The organism is Streptomyces sp. NPDC111507, assembly GCF_055638955.1.
The window spans coordinates 1,412,217-1,428,380 of sequence record NZ_JBVKBU010000001.1 but is presented as its reverse complement, the minus strand read 5'-3'; the positions used below and the strand labels follow the sequence as shown (position 1 = coordinate 1,428,380).

Annotated in this window: 14 protein-coding genes; 6 read left to right on the top strand and 8 right to left on the bottom strand. The window is 72.8% G+C overall.

The genetic code is table 11. The features are described from left to right. Positions 1-42: 42 nt before the first annotated feature. The 4 genes from ACZ7M2_RS06335 to ACZ7M2_RS06320 are packed head-to-tail and all read right to left on the bottom strand — an operon-like array spanning position 43 to position 5,132. Positions 43-1,377, bottom strand: coding sequence for an AAA domain-containing protein (locus ACZ7M2_RS06335; RefSeq protein WP_471594345.1), 1,335 nt, complete (start codon positions 1,375-1,377; stop codon positions 43-45). Beyond that, entirely contained in the window at positions 1,374-2,978 is a 1,605-nt protein-coding gene (locus ACZ7M2_RS06330; RefSeq protein WP_471594344.1) for a hypothetical protein, read from the bottom strand. Before ACZ7M2_RS06330 ends, ACZ7M2_RS06335 begins: the two co-directional genes overlap by 4 nt. Then, entirely contained in the window at positions 2,969-4,183 is a 1,215-nt protein-coding gene (locus tag ACZ7M2_RS06325; protein WP_471594532.1) for a hypothetical protein, read from the bottom strand. The genes ACZ7M2_RS06330 and ACZ7M2_RS06325 overlap by 10 nt, the downstream gene beginning before the upstream one ends. Next, the gene (locus tag ACZ7M2_RS06320; RefSeq protein WP_471594343.1) at positions 4,134-5,132 is read right to left on the bottom strand and encodes a phosphatase PAP2 family protein; all 999 of its coding nucleotides are present in this window, start codon (positions 5,130-5,132) and stop codon (positions 4,134-4,136) included. Before ACZ7M2_RS06320 ends, ACZ7M2_RS06325 begins: the two co-directional genes overlap by 50 nt. A 262-nt stretch (positions 5,133-5,394) precedes the next feature. Here ACZ7M2_RS06320 and ACZ7M2_RS06315 point away from each other — a divergent pair, with 262 nt between their 5' ends. Beyond that, positions 5,395-5,991, top strand: coding sequence for a histidine phosphatase family protein (locus ACZ7M2_RS06315; RefSeq protein ID WP_471594342.1), 597 nt, complete (start codon positions 5,395-5,397; stop codon positions 5,989-5,991). Between the two features lie 20 nt (positions 5,992-6,011). Here ACZ7M2_RS06315 and ACZ7M2_RS06310 read toward each other — a convergent pair whose 3' ends face one another. Beyond that, positions 6,012-7,460, bottom strand: coding sequence for a hypothetical protein (locus tag ACZ7M2_RS06310; RefSeq protein ID WP_471594341.1), 1,449 nt, complete (start codon positions 7,458-7,460; stop codon positions 6,012-6,014). A gap of 300 nt (positions 7,461-7,760) precedes the next feature. Here ACZ7M2_RS06310 and ACZ7M2_RS06305 point away from each other — a divergent pair, with 300 nt between their 5' ends. Both ACZ7M2_RS06305 and ACZ7M2_RS06300 read left to right on the top strand, forming a co-directional pair. Next, complete coding sequence (locus ACZ7M2_RS06305) at positions 7,761-8,192, top strand: hypothetical protein (protein ID WP_352046980.1); 432 nt, start codon at positions 7,761-7,763, stop codon at positions 8,190-8,192. Positions 8,193-8,267: 75 nt separating this feature from the next. Next, entirely contained in the window at positions 8,268-9,185 is a 918-nt protein-coding gene (locus ACZ7M2_RS06300) for a spermidine synthase (protein ID WP_471594340.1), read from the top strand. Between the two features lie 63 nt (positions 9,186-9,248). On the opposite strand, the gene ACZ7M2_RS06295 is transcribed toward ACZ7M2_RS06300, so the two are convergent. After that, on the bottom strand, positions 9,249-9,776 hold the full coding sequence (locus tag ACZ7M2_RS06295) for a hypothetical protein (RefSeq protein WP_471594339.1): 528 nt from the start codon (positions 9,774-9,776) through the stop codon (positions 9,249-9,251). 119 nt (positions 9,777-9,895) lie between these two features. Between ACZ7M2_RS06295 and ACZ7M2_RS06290 the strand changes: the two genes are divergently transcribed. The 3 genes from ACZ7M2_RS06290 to ACZ7M2_RS06280 all read left to right on the top strand — a co-directional run bounded on the left by ACZ7M2_RS06290 (position 9,896) and on the right by ACZ7M2_RS06280 (position 13,616). Then, positions 9,896-10,597 (top strand): response regulator transcription factor, encoded by a 702-nt coding sequence (locus tag ACZ7M2_RS06290; RefSeq protein WP_319747852.1) that lies wholly within the window; start codon positions 9,896-9,898, stop codon positions 10,595-10,597. Further along, positions 10,594-11,976, top strand: coding sequence for a sensor histidine kinase (locus ACZ7M2_RS06285; RefSeq protein ID WP_471594338.1), 1,383 nt, complete (start codon positions 10,594-10,596; stop codon positions 11,974-11,976). The genes ACZ7M2_RS06290 and ACZ7M2_RS06285 overlap by 4 nt, the downstream gene beginning before the upstream one ends. 158 nt (positions 11,977-12,134) lie before the next feature. Continuing rightward, positions 12,135-13,616: a glycoside hydrolase family 18 protein gene (locus ACZ7M2_RS06280; RefSeq protein WP_471594337.1), complete on the top strand. Its 1,482-nt coding sequence runs from the start codon at positions 12,135-12,137 to the stop codon at positions 13,614-13,616. Between the two features lie 17 nt (positions 13,617-13,633). Here ACZ7M2_RS06280 and ACZ7M2_RS06275 read toward each other — a convergent pair whose 3' ends face one another. Then, positions 13,634-14,365 carry a class I SAM-dependent methyltransferase gene (locus tag ACZ7M2_RS06275; RefSeq protein ID WP_471594336.1) on the bottom strand — a complete coding sequence of 244 codons (732 nt, stop codon included), beginning with the start codon at positions 14,363-14,365 and terminating at the stop codon, positions 13,634-13,636. 359 nt (positions 14,366-14,724) lie between these two features. Continuing rightward, the gene (locus tag ACZ7M2_RS06270) at positions 14,725-16,161 is read right to left on the bottom strand and encodes a GH1 family beta-glucosidase (protein ID WP_471594335.1); all 1,437 of its coding nucleotides are present in this window, start codon (positions 16,159-16,161) and stop codon (positions 14,725-14,727) included. Positions 16,162-16,164 lie beyond the last annotated feature (3 nt).

Here is a 16,164-nt window from a genome sequence, read left to right as displayed (position 1 = left end):
CACGGCCGCCCCTGTGGATCCGCTGTGGATCCATGGGTGGATCTACGGTCGCCACGGCACCCGATGCTCCGCCAAATGCGACAACACCGCGTGATTGGCCTCCCAGCCGTCCGGAAACTTCACCGTGACCCCCAGCTGCACCGGCTCCGTCGACGGATGGTCGTCCAGCAGTTCCGTCACCCCCGCCCGGCACACCACGATGCACGCGTGCCGATGCCGCGAGGCGAGGACGCACAGCCGCCCCGTCTCCAGGTGGAACGCGGTCGCGTCGGGCCGCCCGGACAGCGGATGCAGCACCACGGTGACGTCGAACTCCCGCCCCTGAAGCCGGTTCGCCGTGTCGACGGTGACGTCCGCGACCCCGAGGTCGGCGAGCGCCGCCCGTACGGCCGCCGCCTGGTCCCGGTGCGCCGTGCCGACGGCGATCCGGTCGGCGGTCAGCGGCACCGGCTCGTCCGCCCGCTCCGAGGTGGCCGCACCGCCCCGGTCCAGCAGCCGTCGTACGACCTGGGCCACGGCCCGCACCGCCTCCGGGTCCGTACGCGGCGTGTGCCGGGCGGGCAGCTCCAGCAGCCCCCAACCCGCCTCCGCCGCCTCGTCGATGACCCGGTCGGGACCCGAACCGTCCGACGCCACGGCGAACTTCAGCCGCCGGTCACCATGTCCGGTGCCGCTGCGGAACGGCGTGTACGGGTAGAACGCGTCCGAGACGAGCGGCGCCGCGGAGGCCGGCAGCCGCCAGGACACCGGGAGGCGGTGCTGCGGCAGTTCGGGGTTGTGGGCCAGCAGGGTCGTCACCGCGGACGCCGACGGGTCGTACGACAGCCCCGCCCACTGCTCCGAGCCGACGATCGCGAACGGGTCCAACTGCCCGGGGTCGCCCACGAACAGCGCCCGCTCGAAGAGCCCCGCCACGGCCAGCAGCGCGTCCGACCGCATCTGGTAGGCCTCGTCGACGATCGCGTGCCGCCACGGCTCGACCCCCTTGACATGGGCCCACTTGGCGGCGGTCGAGATGACCACGTTCAGGCCGGCCAGATCGCCGGCCTTGGTGGACTTGCGTACGTTCGGCAGGTCGTCCAGCGCCTTGTCGTAGGGGTCGGGATCGCTGCTGTGCAAGCGCCCCACCGGCAGCTCCCCGTTCTTCTCGGCGAGCCGCAGCACCAGGTCGTCGACCTGGGCGTTGGTCTGCGCGATGACCATCAACGGGCGCCCCGCGGAGGCGAGTTCGAGCGCCGCGCGGACGACGAGGGTGGATTTCCCGGCACCCGGGGGCGAGTCGACCACGACGCCGCGGTGCGTGCCGTGCAGGGTGTCGTCCAGGATCGCGTCGGTGGCGCGGCCGGCCGCGGCCGCGGGATCGAAGACCGTCGTCACAGGATGTCCTCCTCCGTCACCGGGTCCGGCCGCGGTACCGCGTCGGGCTCGCCCGGCGGTCCGCCGTGCGTCCACGGGGTCTCCTCCGGGTCGGGCAGCTTCGCGCCGCCCCGCTGCTCGTGCTCGAAGAGCGTGAAGCAGAGGAGGTCCCCCTTCTCCGGCACGGACCCGGTCTCGGGTTCCTTGCCGCGCCCCATCTTGTCGACGATCCGCAGGACCACCAGCCCGTCGCCCTCCGACGACTCCTCGTACCCGACGAACTCGGCCGCCTGCGGCTTCCCGCCCAGCGACCGGTACACCTTCGTCCGCTCCCCGAGGTGCGGCCGGTCGTCCGTGCGCACGGTCACCAGGGGGCGGGGGCTCGGCCGCTTGCTCTCGCTGTACGCCATGACGACGTCCGTGACCTCACCCGCGAAGGCCTCCCCGACCAGCCGCCGCCCGGCCATGACCAGCGGATCGTCGAGGGCTTCCTGCGCGTCCAGGCGAGCCTGTTCGCGCTCGCGCGTGGCCAGCTTGTTCGCCGCGGTGACCGCGTCGTCACGGCGTGGCTGCGGGGGCTCGCCCGCGGTGATCCGGTCACGGTGGCCGGTGAACGACCAGCGGTCACGGGTCCACCGGTCGGCCGCGTGCGTGCCCTCGGGGAGCGTCCGCAGCAGGTCGAGGCCGCGCCACACCGCGTCCCAGGTGGGCCGGGTGACCTGCTCGACGAGAGCGCGGATCTCCCGCTCGGCGGCGGTGAGTTCACCGAGCCGGTCGTCCGCCTCCAAGCCGTCCTCGGCGGCGGCCAGAGCGGTCCGCGCGCGGTCGTAGCGCTCGATGGCGGGAGCGAGCAGTTGGTTGTCGAAGGCGGGATCGGTGGCCGGGCCCGCGGGCGGGCACACGAGCTGTCCCCGGGCATCCCGCCGCAACTCGGCCCGCAGCGCGCCCGCCGCGCCCGACGCACCCTCCGGGGGGTCGATCCAGGCGAGCAGCGCCCCCAGGTGCTGGTCCTCCAGGCTGCTCTGGCCGGTCGCCCAGTGCCGGGACAGTACGTCGGTGAGGGCGAGCAGCAGGGCGGAGCCGGGCACCCGGGCCCGCTCCCCGAAGTGCGTCAGCCACCGCCCGAGCAACGGCACCCGGGGCGGCGCCGGATGGGGTGCCTCCGGCTCCTGCTCCGCGGTGCGCCGAAACCGCGTGGAGCGGCCGAGGAGCCGTACGAACTCCACGCCCGCGCGGCTCGGCACGATCAGCTGCGGGGCGTCCGCGCACAGTTCGACCTCGACCTTGACGCGCTTGCCGGTCTCGGGATCGGTCTCGCTGCGCTCGGCCGCCTCCACCACGTCCGCGTACGTGTCCACGTACGGCAGTACGACATCGGCCAGCTCCGCGAGGAACGCGAACCGCAGGTCGCGGTCCCGGGGCTGCGGCACGACCAGCAGGCGGGGCGCGTCCCGGTCCGCGCCCACCAGCGCCCCGAGCGGGGCCCCGGCCTCACCCGCGGTGGTCAGCGGTACGAACACCAGGGGCCGCTCGGTGAGATGCCGGTGCCGCACGGTGGCGAGGGGCTGGGCCCGCCCGCTCTCGACGGCCTCCAGCCGGGCGAGGGTGGCGATCAGCGACAAGGGGCCACCTCCGGGAGGACTTCGCCGGCGGGCTCCGACCGGCCGGTGGGAGGCGTCGCGCGCTCCCGCAGGGCCTCCGCCCGCAGCGCCGCGGCCCTGCGCAAGGCCACGACCGCCGGGTCGTCGGGGTCCCCGGCCGCGCCGTGGGCCGCCGCGAGGACCTCACCGATCGTCGTCAGCCCGCCCAGTTCGGAGCGGAGTGACCGCCCCAGGGCCGTCACCACGCCTTCGGCGCGGGAGCGGTCGCGGCAGTGGAAGGCGAGCTCGCAGGCGGCCAGGCACTCGGGGGCGTAGGTCGCGGGGACGGACTCGACGGCGCTCGTCAGGTCGGCGGCCGGGAGGTCGGGGGCGAAGCAGGTGCCCTCGGGGAGGGTGTCCGCGATGTCCTCGACGCGTGTGAGGCGGTCCAGCTGGCGGCGGGTGACCGCGCGCTGCTTGCGGATGTCGACGGCCGACGCGGTGGGCAGGTTGGAGAAGTCCTTGGGGCAGACCAGCAGGACCCGGTGGCGAACGTCGGGGACGGCGCCGCCGTCCCGGGCGCCACGCCCCTGTGGCCCCGCACCGAGGCGCGCGGCCACCTCCTCCAGGGCCAGCACGTAGACCGCGGACTGGCGGGCGGCGGCGCCCACCTTCGCCGGGTCCGCGGAGCCGTCCAGCATCGGGAAGGACTTGATCTCGACGACCGTCCAGCTTCCGTCGGGGTGGACGACGACGGCGTCCGGCTCCAGGAACGCGGGGGAGCCCGCGACGTCGAGGGCGAGCATGGGGTGGTCGAGCAGGGTCCAGGCGGCGGCCGTGGTGGCCTCGCGCAGGGCGAGCGCCGTACGCGCCGCGCGCCCCTCGGGGCCGACCGCGCTCAGGTCGGGGACGACACCGGCCGCGGGCGGCTCGGCGCCCGGGTCGAGCTTCTCGTGCACCAGCCGCAGCAGCTCCGCGCCGCCGTCGGCCTTGACCCGCGCCTCGAACGCGTTGCCCCGCATGAAGGCGAACTGGGACTGGCCGAAGGCGGACGGCGAGCCCAGCGCGTCCGCCAGCTTCGCCTTGTCGACGCCCGCGCCGTCCAGCAGGGCGCGCCGATCGCACCCTGGGTTCGCGGCGAGCGCCGCGAGGGCCCGCGCGTCCAGCGCCTTGGGCGGTACGGCGGAACCGCGCAGCTCAGCGAGCCGCTGCCGCAGCACCTTCCCCGGCATCCTTGGGGGAGGCACCCGGCTCGGCTTCGGGCCCGGTTCGGGACTCGCGCTGTCGGGGAATTCGCTCACCCGCGGAAGTCTGGCATCCGCCACTGACAATTGAGGAACGTGCGCCGCGCGAGGCGCCCGCGACCCACGGGATGCGGGCACTGAGCAGCCCCCGCACGCGGTCCGCGAGCCGCAGCACGTACGGGGTCAGCAGCAGCCCGATGCCCATCACCGTGGCGCCCGCCGCCGCGTCGAGGAAGTAGTGGTTGGCGGTGCCCATCACGACGATCGTGGTCAGCAGCGGGTAGGCGATGCCCGCGAGCCGGACGACGGGTGTGCGGCCGTAGCGCCACAGCATCACTCCGCACCACAGCGACCAGCCCACGTGCAGGCTGGGCATCGCCGCGTACTGGTTGGTCATGCCGCCGAGGCCGCGCGGCGCGCTCGCCTCGCCGCCCCACCAGCCGTACGAGCTGTACTGGGCCATCGTGTCGACGAAGCCGTGGCCCGCGGAGAGCAGCCGGGGCGGGCAGGTCGGCATCAGCGTGAAGCCGATCAGCCCGATCAGCGTGGATGTCATCAGCCAGGTGCGGGCGGCGCGGTAGCGCACGGCCCGGGAGCGGAAGAGCCAGATCAGGATCGCGGGCGTCACCAGGTAGTGCAGCGACGCGTACCAGAAGTCGGCGGGGACGCCGAGCCAGGCCTCGCGGGTGAACAGCCGGTTCAGCGGGTGCTCGGCGTTGAGGTGGAGGGCCTTCTCGATGCGCAGGATCTCCAGGCCGTGATCGACGGCGTCGTCGGTGTCGCCCCGGGCGAGCAGCCGGCCCGCCGAGTACGACGCGTACACCATCACGAGCAGCGGCAACTCGGTCCACCAGCGCAGCCGGGTGTGCGATGCGGCGGTGCGCAGTTCGGTCCACCGGCGGAGCCGGGCGCGCGGTGCCGCCTCGGTTCGCCGTGCATCGGTCTGCGGCATCCGATCGCCCTCCCCCATCTGCTTGCGTGACCTGTGGTTGTTGCCTACGTGACCAGCCGATTGCGCTCCGATGACGCGGCCATCCGATTTTACGGTGTATGTGAACGGCTTAAGGAGGCGCCCCCTGGTCGTCAAAGACGCAGAGATCGCCCGCCGGGTTGCCCGAGGCGGGGGTGGGACATGATGGAATGACCCATCTCTCAGGTCCGCGTGTCCTCCTCGTCCCGCACGTCCTCCACGCGCACCGGAAAGGCTTCTCTTCATGGCACCGCGCATCCTGCTGGCCCGGCACGGCCAGACGGAGTGGTCACTGTCCGGAAAGCACACCGGCAGGACCGACATCCCGCTCCTGGAAGAGGGCCGACGCGGCGCCAAGGTGCTGGGGGAGCGACTGCACCGGGCGCCCTTCGACGGGCTCTCGGGGGTCGAGGTGCGCACCAGTCCGCTGGCACGCGCGCGTGAGACGTGCGAACTGGCCGGCTTCGGTGAGCGTGCCACCACCTGGGACATGCTCATGGAGTGGGACTACGGCGCGTACGAGGGCATGACCCCGGCCGAGATCCAGGCGGTGCGCCCGGGCTGGTTCATCTGGCGCGACGGTGTTCCCGAGGGGGAGAGCCTGGAGCAGGTCACCGCGCGCGCGGACGAGGTCGTCGCCTGGGCCCGTGCGGAGGACCGGGATGTGCTGGTCTTCGCGCACGGGCACATCCTGCGCTCGATCGGCGCCCGCTGGCTCGGCCTCCCGCTCGACTTCGCGGCCCGTATCCGCCTCAACCCGACCTCGCTGTCGGTGCTCGGCTGGGCCTATGGAGAGCCCGCGATCGAGGCGTGGAACGACTGCGGGCACCTGGCCGCGTAAGCACCGGTCGGCGGCCGGGATCACGCGATGCGCGGCAGACTCGCGTGGCGCTCGAGGAACGCCGACACACCTGACGCCCGGCGGTGCGGCAGCAGTACGCGCGCGGTGCCCGCCAACATGGTCTGGATGCGCGACGACTGGACCTCGCCCAGCAGGTCGATGACGCGCAGACCCGCGAGGGCGGCCTCGTCGGGGCGGCCGCCGCGCGCGAGGTCGTCGGCGAGCTCGGCCGTGTAGAGGGCGATGTTGCGGGTGAAGTGCGGGTCCTGGAGGTGCGCGGCGCGCCGGGCGTGGCGGGCCGCGCGGGTCCAGTCGCCCAGCGTCGACCAGCACTGCGCCTCCAGACCCTCCAGTTCGGCCTCTCCGTAGAAGGTCATCCACTCGGGATCGGTCTCCGAGGGGCCGCGTTCGAAGAGCGTCTGCGCGCGGACGAGCGCCTGCTCGCACCCTGGGCGGTCGGCGAGTCCGGCCCAGCCGCCCGCCTCGCGCAGCGCGAGCAGCGAGAGCAGCCGCGGGGAGCCGAGCGGGCGTGCCGCGCGCTGCGCCGCCTGCGCCGCGCGCACCGCCTCGCGCGGGCGCCCCGCGTCGCGTGCAAGGAACGCCGTGTTGCAGAAGGCGTGCGCCTCGAGGGCCGCGTCGCCGGACATTCTGGCGGTCGCCAGCGCCTCGGCGTAGTGCGAGCGCGCGTCCTCGAAGCGCCCGGAGTCGTGTGCCAACCAGCCCACCGAGATCGCCAGTTCGCCCGCCCCCGCGTACAGCCGGTCGGCGGTGGTCTGCCGGGTGGTGCCCGCGTCGAGCAGCTCGTAGGCCGTGCGCAGCGGCGCCGCGGCCCGCCGGTAGAGGCCGTCGGCCCCGTGCCGGTCGTCGAGCAGCCGGATCCGGCGGACGGCCTCTTCGAGGGCGCCCGCCTCGGACGTCCCCACCCGGTGAACCCGACGGTCCGCGGCCGCGGCCGGAGTGCCGAAGGCGACCCCGAAGGGGCCCAGTGAGGCTGCCGCCACGGTGGCGGTGCCTCCAGTCATGAATGCGCGACGTTGCACGTCGCTCTCCTCGTGGTTCTCGTGCGTGTCATACGGGTCCTGCGTGTCATACGTCTCGTGCGTCTCCTCCGTCTCACCGGTGGCGTACGTCGGGCTCGTGGTGTGGAGAGGGGGCGCCTCGTCCGTGTCGCGCGCCCCTCGGCCGCGTACGGACGAGCGGGGCGAGAAGCCCAGGTCGGTCAGCGTGCGGCCGGGGAACATGTGCAGGAACACGCGTTCGTAGGCGTAGTTGGGGCAGCGGATCTCGCCTGCCTCGACCCGCCCGATGTAGCGCGCGTCACAGCTGACCCGCTCTCCGATCTCGCGCGCGGCCCTCCGTACCGCCGCGGCGAACTCGCCCGGCGAGCGCTGTCCGCGCAGCCGCCGGAAGGCGAGATTCGGCCGTGGTGGCCGGGGGGACTGGGACGAGGTCACCGCTGACGACGCCATGGCCGGGCCCTCTCTTGCGAACCGTCGAACCATGCCGGACTCAAGACGAGTTGTCCGTGTTGCGGCGTGTGTCGCCTTGTCCCGGCGGAGCAAGAACGTACCTGCTGTGACGGCGTCGCCACGCTGGGTTTGGCTACAAAACGGATATCTCATCCACGATCTGCCATGAACTGCCATCCTTTGCGGCTGTGTTGTGCCGTAGCCGTTGACGTTCTGACGCGTTGAACCCGGTGGACCGGGAGCGCACCCGAACTCCCGACCCACTCGTGCAGGAGGAGGGGTTCCGTGTTGGAGGCCGGGATGGAGAGCACCGAGTTTCGTACGCCGCTGCCGACCGACGGGCACCGGCCGTCCCCCGAGTGCGACGCCCCGCCGGAGCCGGTCGCCGACTGCGACCTCGTGACCGTTCCGGCGCGCCAGGGGCTGGAGGCGGTCGACATCCTCCGCCGCGGCTCCTGCGCCCTGGTCGGGCCCGTCCTGCTCGACGACGGCTGCGACACCCTCGGCTTCCTGGTGCCGCCCGGCACCGCGGACGCCTGGGACATGCCGGGCAGCACCTGCACCCAGACCAACGGTCGCGGCCTCAGCCTGGTGGCACCCGAGCCCCCGGTCGAGGGCTCGGACTGGCTGCTGCCGCCCGGCGACGCGGACCTCGCGACCGACCCGGCCGTGCTGCGGGCGGCGCTGGGCGAGGCGGCCCGGCTGATCGAGGCCGCAGACAACTGCCGCTGACACCGGGGACACCGGGCGGCGCCCCCCACGGGTTGCCGCTGCGCCGACCTCCCTGTACGCCCTGATAATGGCAGGATGGGAAGGTCGAGGAACAAGCGGTCCGACGACGCACAGGGCGCGGCGCGTGACGCGTCGCGCGGTTCGCGCCGCGGGCAGGCGTCGGCCGACGCCGTCGTCGAGACGGTCGAGGGCGGCCTCGCCGAGCTGATACCCGACCGGGACCGCCCGCGCGCCTGGACCCTCCTCATCGACGGCGCCCCCCAGTCCCACGTCGACCTCGACGACCCCGCCCATCTGAGCTTCGAGTACCAGCGCCGCCTCGGCCATGTCATCGACCTCGTGGCCCCGCCCGGCAAGCCCGTGCACGCCGTCCACCTCGGCGGCGGCGCACTCACCCTCGCCCGCTACACCGCCGCGACCCGCCCCCGCTCCACCCAGCAGGTCGTCGAACGCGACGGGGCCCTCGTCCAACTGGTCCGTCGCGAGCTCCCCCTGGACCCGAACGCCCGTATCCGCGTGCGCTCCCTGGACGCCCGCGAAGGCCTCGCCAAGGTCCCCGACGGCTGGGCGGACCTGGTGATAGCGGACGTGTTCAGCGGCGCCCGCACCCCCGCACACCTCACCTCGGTCGAGTTCCTCACCGACGTCCGCAGAGCCGTCAAACCCAGTGGCCTGTACGCCGCCAACCTCGCCGACGGCCCCCCGCTGGCCCACCTGCGCGGCCAGATCGCCACCGCCGCGACCGTCTTCCCCGAACTCGCCCTCATCGCCGACCCCACGGTCCTGCGCGGCAAACGCTTCGGCAACGCCGTCCTCGTGGCCTCCGGCCACCCCCTGCCCCTGGCCGAACTCACCCGCCGCGCCGCCTCGGACCCGCACCCGGCGAGACTCGAACACGGCAGACAGCTCACCGACTTCACCGGGGGAGCGCTGCCGGTGCTGGACGCGGCGGCGGTGGCATCCCCGGCCCCGCCGGCTTCCGTGTTCCGGTAGGGGCACGGGGAACTACGCGCCCAGCCACAACAAACCCGCACCCGACCCGCAAGGCCTGCGCAGCTAGTACGTGCCGATCTCCACCCGCGGCGGCCCGTCGTGCCACGTACAGAACACCGACACCCGATCCGCCCCCGAAGTGAACTCCACCCGAATCCACGACTCCGTCTTCCACACCTGCATCGACCACCCCGAACCAGGCGTCGCCGAGACGAGCGTCGCGGAGGTCGTGCCGAGATCGAAGACGGCCCGCCCCCCGTCGGTGTCGTAACTCTTGACCCGCCCCGCCGGTCCGGAGGCGCTCGGACCCGGGTCGGTGGAGGGCGATGCCGAGGCAACCGGCGTCGCGCTCGGCCGCGGGCTCGCCGTCGGCTTCGAGGCGGCGGGGCTCGGACTCGCCGAGGGCCGACTCGTCGACGAGGCAAGCGCCTTGGCCTCCTGCGTCGTCGTCCCGCCCGCCACGATGGGCAGCGCGCGCGGCGGATCGTAGGCCGTCCCCGTCATGACCGTGTGGACACCCCACCACGACAGCGTGACCGCCGCGCCCGTGGCGAGCGACCAAGCCAGTACGTGTACGAATCCTCGGAGCATCGCCAGCCATACTGCCTCACGCGCCCCATGGGCGTCTCCCGTCTCTCGGGACAGGACGGCGGCCCGAGTTGTCCACAGGCACCGGACCGGCATCGCACGGATGGCGTACGGTGCGGCGCATGGCAAGTGTGCTCGTGGTCGAGGACGACCAGTTCGTACGCAGCGCTCTCATCCGGCATCTGACCGAAGCCGCGCACACGGTGCGCAGTGTCGGCACCGCCCTTGAGGCGCTGCGCGAGGTTGCCCATTTCTCTTTCGACGTCGTCATCCTGGACCTCGGACTGCCCGATCTGGACGGGGCGGAGGCGCTGAAGATGCTGCGCGGTATCACCGACGTCCCGGTGATCATCGCCACCGCGCGGGACGACGAGACGGAGATCGTCCGCCTGCTGAACGACGGGGCGGACGACTATCTGACCAAGCCGTTCTCGGTCGAGCACCTGTCCGCGCGGATGGCCGCCGTCCTGCGCCGCTCGCGGGCGACGGGGGACACGCCCGCGTCGCCGGTCATCCGGGTCGGCGGCCTGTCCATCGACCCGCTGCGCCGCCAGGCCGAGCTGGACGGCGCCCGACTGGACCTCACCCGGCGCGAGTTCGACCTGCTCGCGTTTCTCGCCGGGCGGCCCGGTGTCGTCGTCGCGCGCAAGGAGCTGCTCGCCGAGGTGTGGCAGCAGTCGTACGGGGACGACCAGACCATCGACGTCCATCTGTCGTGGCTGCGCCGGAAGCTGGGCGAGACGGCGGCGCGGCCGCGCTATCTGCACACGCTCCGCGGGGTCGGTGTGAAGCTGGAACCACCGGGCTTGGAGCCGCCACGATGAGGTGGGCACTGGTCAAGGTGTGCGTGGCGGTGACCACGATGGTCGTGGTGGCCTTCGCGGTCCCCCTGGGGCTCGTCATCAAGGAGATGGCCAGGGACCGCGCGTTCTCGAACGCCGAGCGGCAGGCCGCGGCCATCGCGCCCGCGCTGTCCATCACCACCGACCGGGACCAGCTGGAGCGGGTCGTCGCCTCCGCCGGCTCGGACGACGGGATGGCCGTGCACATACCGGCGAGCGACGGCGCCAAGGCGGTCGACATCGGACGGCAGCGCGCCGCCGCCAAGGACATCGCGACCACACGGAGCATCGGCCGGGCCTCCACCACCGAGGTCCCCGGCGGCTCCACCCTGCTCCAGCCCACCGCGCTGAGCTCCGGCGAGATCGCGGTCGTCGAGGTGTACGTCCCCGAGTCCGAGGTCAGCAACGGGGTCGGCACCGCCTGGGCGGTGCTCGCCGCGGTCGGGGTCGCGCTCATCATCGGCTCGGTCGCGGTCGCCGACCGGCTGGGGGTACGGATGGTGCAGCCGGCACAGCGGCTGGTCGAGGGCGCGCACGAGCTGGGGGAGGGGAAGCTCGGCGCGAGGGTACCCGAGGAGGGGCCGAACGAACTGCGGCTGGCGGCGGTGGCGTTCAACTCCATGGCGGATCAGGTCGTACAACTCCTGGCGAACGAGCGGGAGCTGGCCGCTGATCTCTCGCACCGCCTGCGCACCCCGCTGACCGTGCTGCGGCTCAACACGGCCTCGCTCGGTGACGGGCCGGCCGCCGAGCAGACGCGGGCGGCGGTGGCGCAGTTGGAGCGGGAGGTCGACACGATCATCAGGACCGCCCGGGAGGCCAAGCCGCAGACGGCGGCGACCATCATCGGCGCCGGGTGCGACGCCTCCGAGGTCGTCCGCGAGCGGATGGACTTCTGGTCGGCGCTCGCCGAGGACGAGGGACGCAAGGTGCGGGTCGCGGGAGTGGACCGTCCCGTACGGATACCCGTCGCCCGGGCCGACCTCGTCGCCGCCCTCGACGCACTCCTCGGGAACGTGTTCCGGCACACCCCCGAGGGCACGGCCTTCGCGGTCGACGTGCACAACGGCGAGGACGCGGTGATCGTGCTGGTGTCGGACGCGGGACCGGGCATCGTGGACCCGGAGGCGGCGATGGCGCGCGGGAAGGGTTCCGGGAGCGACGGTTCGACCGGCCTGGGTCTGGACATCGTGCGCCGGCTCGCGGAGTCGACGGGTGGGGACGTGCGGATCGGTTCCTCGGTGCTGGGCGGCACCGAGGTGCGCCTGTGGATCCAGCTGGACGGGCGGGCTCCGGTACGGCGCGGGCACAGGGGATCCGTGCGGCGTCGTAGGCGGGGCGTGGGAGCGAGCCGGGCGTGAGGCGAATTGGTCTCTACCTTTAACCGTCCCCGATGCCTTCCTTAAGCGCACCATAAGATCGCCAACGGGCGTCCCGATCAGGCGTTTTGCCCGATCTCGGATCGCTAGCGTGCTGCCGCACCCCACCCCCCCGTGAACGGCGAAGGCAGGCACACGCGATGAGCACTACGCACCGGCGCAAGGTCAGTGGCAGGAACAAGGCGATAGGCGGGATCGTCGCCGCGGCCGTGGTCGGTGGTGGCGCCTTCCTGTTCTCCGGGACCGCGCTGGCGGCCGGCGTCGGTGCCGCGTACACCAAGACCAGTGACTGGTCGACGGGTTACACCGCGCAGTACGTCATCACCAACGACACCGGCCAGGCGAAGGGGGACTGGACGCTGGAGTTCGACCTGCCGTCGGGTGCCGGGCTCAGCTCGCTGTGGAACGGAACGTCGACGGTGAGCGGGCAGCACGTCACCGTCAAGCCGCCGTCCTGGGACAAGGACGGGCTGGCGGCCGGCGAGTCGGTCACCGTCGGCTTCGTCGTGAACGGCACCGCGGACCCGAAGGGCTGTGTCATCGACGGCGCCAAGTGCTCCGTGGACGACGGCGCGACGCCGGAGCCGAGCGGCCGCCCGACCCAGTCGCCCACCCCGACCCCGACACCCACCGCCACTCGGCCGCCCACGTCGACCCCGACCTCCACGCCCACGCCCACCCCCACCCCCACTCCCTCCGCCTCGCAGACCACCGGCAGTGGCACGACGACCGGCGCGGGCTTCGCGCCGTACGTCGACACCTCCCTCTACCCGGCCTTCGACCTGGTCGGCAGCGCCACGGCCGCCGGTGTGAAGGACTACAACCTGGCCTTCATCACCGACGGCGGCGGCTGTACGCCGAAGTGGGGCGGGGTGACCGACCTCGCCAGTGACGGCGTGGCGTCGCAGATCGGCGCGCTGCGGGCGAAGGGCGGCGACGTCAGGGTGTCCTTCGGCGGCGCCTCGGGCTCGGAGCTGGCGACGACCTGCTCGTCGGCGGACGCGCTGGCGGCGGCGTACGGGAAGGCCGTGGACGCGTACAACCTGACCAAGGTCGACTTCGACGTCGAGGGCGGCGCGCTGCCGAACACGACCGCGAACACGAACCGGGCGAAGGCGATCGCGAAGCTCCAGCAGCAACACCCGGACCTGGACGTGTCCTTCACCCTCCCGGTCATGCCCGAGGGCCTGACCCAGGACGGCGTGAGCCTGCTCTCCGACGCCAAGTCGAACGGCGTGAAGATCTCCGCGGTCAACATCATGGCGATGGACTACGGCCCCGCGTACAACGGTGACATGGGCACCTACGCCGAGCAGGCCGCCACCGCCACCCAGGCCCAGGTGAAGAGTGTCCTCGGGCTGTCGGACAGCGCGGCGTGGAAGTCCGTCGCCATCACCCCGATGATCGGGGTCAACGACGTCGCCGCCGAGACCTTCAAGGTCGACGACGCGGCCCAGCTGGTCGACTTCGCCAAGTCGAAGGGCCTCGGCTGGCTCTCCATGTGGTCCGCCGCCCGCGACAAGCAGTGCCCGGGCGGTGCGAAGAACTCCGCCGACGCGACCTGCAGCTCGATCGTGCAGGACGCGGGCGCGTTCTCGAAGGCGTTCGGCGCGTACAAGTAGCCGACCCCGCCCGGGGGTCACCCGTCGCGGCGGAACAGAGCCGTCCAGAGGAACGGCTCACCGAAGAGCCCGGACTCGGGCGGCTCGTCGCGCATGCGGCGCAGTTCGACCTCGGTCAGGTCGGAGAAGACCCAGCGCAGGGACTCCGGTGTGTAGGCGAGTCCGCCGTGCAGTGTGGACTGCCGGTAGAAGGCCTCGTCGGGGAGTTCGCACCCCATCGCGCCGGCGGCGAAGCAGGTGAGGGCGAGGTGGCCGCCCGGGGCGAGGACGCGGTCGAGCAGGGCGAGGTAGCTGATGCGGCGGTGCGGCGGCAGATGGTGGAAGCAGCCCGAGTCGTGGACGAGGTCGTACGGGCCGCCCCAGTCGGGGTCGGTGAGCGCGAACGCGTCACCGCAGTGGAAGCGGATCTCGGCCCCGGCCTCGCGCGCACGGTCCTGCGCCCAGGCGATGGCCGTCGGGGAGAGGTCGACCGCGTCCACCCGAAAGCCCGCAGCGGCCAGATGAAGGGCGTTGCGCCCCGGCCCGCAGCCCAGATCGAGGGCGCGGCCCGGGGCGATCAGGTTCTTGTCGAGGTATCCGGCCAGGTTCTCGTCCGGCTTCGCGACGAAGAACGGTACGGGCTTGGAGCGGTCGGCGTAGAAGCCGTCCCACCAGGCGGCGCCACCCGCCGTCCACCGATCGGCCCCCGGCGCGAACAGGCCGTCCAGCAGCTTCAGCACATCGTCGACGGTGCGTATGTTCCGGTCCATACGGTCCCCTTCCAGGATGGGGGAACTGTAGGACCGAAGGCCACGAAAGGCCAGGTCAGGGCGGTTTTCCGGAGGGGCGGGAAGGGGCTTTGCGGGACCCGGGACGGGAGGCCGCGCCCACCCCGCCGGAGGTGCGCCGCACGGTCGCCCAGCCCCCCTTCGACCGGCGCGCCGGGGGCCTTCCCGAAGGCGCCGAGACCACTTTCTGCCGGGCCTGCCGGTGGAGCCGGGGACGACGGGGTGTCCCGCACCGGCGGCATCGGCCCCTTCTGCTCGACCGCGTCGGGGGCGCGGCACCCCCCCAGGTGCCGCGCCCCCTCCCCCCTCCCCCGCTTCCCCCGGACCATGGACTCTGTGGCCTACGCGGCGCCGGCCGGCGCCGCCGTCGGCAGGGAACCCGTCCGCGCCACCTGCCCGTACCAGTGCGCGCTGGACTTGGGCGTACGGGCCAGGGTCGCGTAGTCGACGTACACCGCCCCGAACCGCTTGTCGTAGCCGTACGCCCACTCGAAGTTGTCCATCAGGGACCAGAGGTAGTAGCCCCGCACGTCCGCGCCGTCGGCGATCGCGCCGCGCACCGCCGCCAGATGGCCGTGCAGGTACGCGATGCGCTCGGGGTCGTGGACGCGGCCCTCCGGGTCCGGCTTGTCGTCGTAGGCCGCGCCGTTCTCCGTGATGTACAGCGGCAGACCCGGGGCCTCCCGCGAGTAGCGCATGATCAGGTCGTGCAGGCCGGTCGGGTCGATCGTCCAGCCCATCTCCGTACGCTCGCCGGGGGTCTGGTGGAACGCGACATCGTCCGCACCCGGCCACGGCGAGTACGCGCTCGCCCCGTGCCCGTCCGCGCGCGGGCCGTCCGCCGACTTCTCCGCCGCCGACACCAGCGCCGGGGTGTAGTAGTTCAGACCGAGCGCGTCCAGCGGCTGCTTGATCACCGCGAGGTCGCCGTCCAGGACGTACGACCAGTCCGTGATCGAGGAGGTCTCCGCGAACAGGCCCTCCGGGTAGGCGCCGTGCAGCATCGGGCCGTGGAAGACGCCGTTGGCCAGGTTGTCGATGCGCCGGACCGCCGCCAGGTCCGCCGGGGACGGGGAAAGGGGCCTGACCACCGACGAGTTCAGGCTGACCGCGACCGTGTTGCGGGCCGGCATCGCGGACCTCAGCGCGGTGGTGCCCAGGCCGTGCGCCAGGTTCAGGTGGTGGGCGGCCTTGAGCGAGGCCGCCGCGTCCGTACGGCCGGGCGCGTGCACACCCGAACCGTAGCCCAGGAACGCGCTGCACCACGGCTCGTTCAGGGTGATCCACTGCTCCACACGGTCGCCCAGCGCCTCACCCATGATCTGCGCGTACTCGGCGAAACGAAACGCCGTGTCGCGCTCCGGCCAGCCGCCCGCGTCCTCCAGCTCCTGCGGGAGGTCCCAGTGGTAGAGGGTGACGGCCGGCTTGATGCCGTGCGAGAGGAGCTCGTCGACGAGGTTGCGGTAGAAGTCCAGGCCGCGCTGGACCGCGGGACCACGGCCCGTCGGCTGCACCCGGGACCAGGAGACCGAGAAGCGGTACGCGGACAGGCCCAGCTCCGCCATCAGCGCCACGTCGTCCCGGTAGCGGTGGTAGTGGTCGACAGCGATGTCACCGGTCTCACCACCGGCCGTCTTGCCGGGCGTGTGGCTGAAGGTGTCCCAGATGGAGGGCGTACGGCCGTCCTCCCGTACCGCACCCTCGATCTGGTACGCGGAGGTCGCCGCGCCCCAGAGGAAGGCGGGGGGAAAGGTCACGGACGATGCGGACTCAGGCATGGA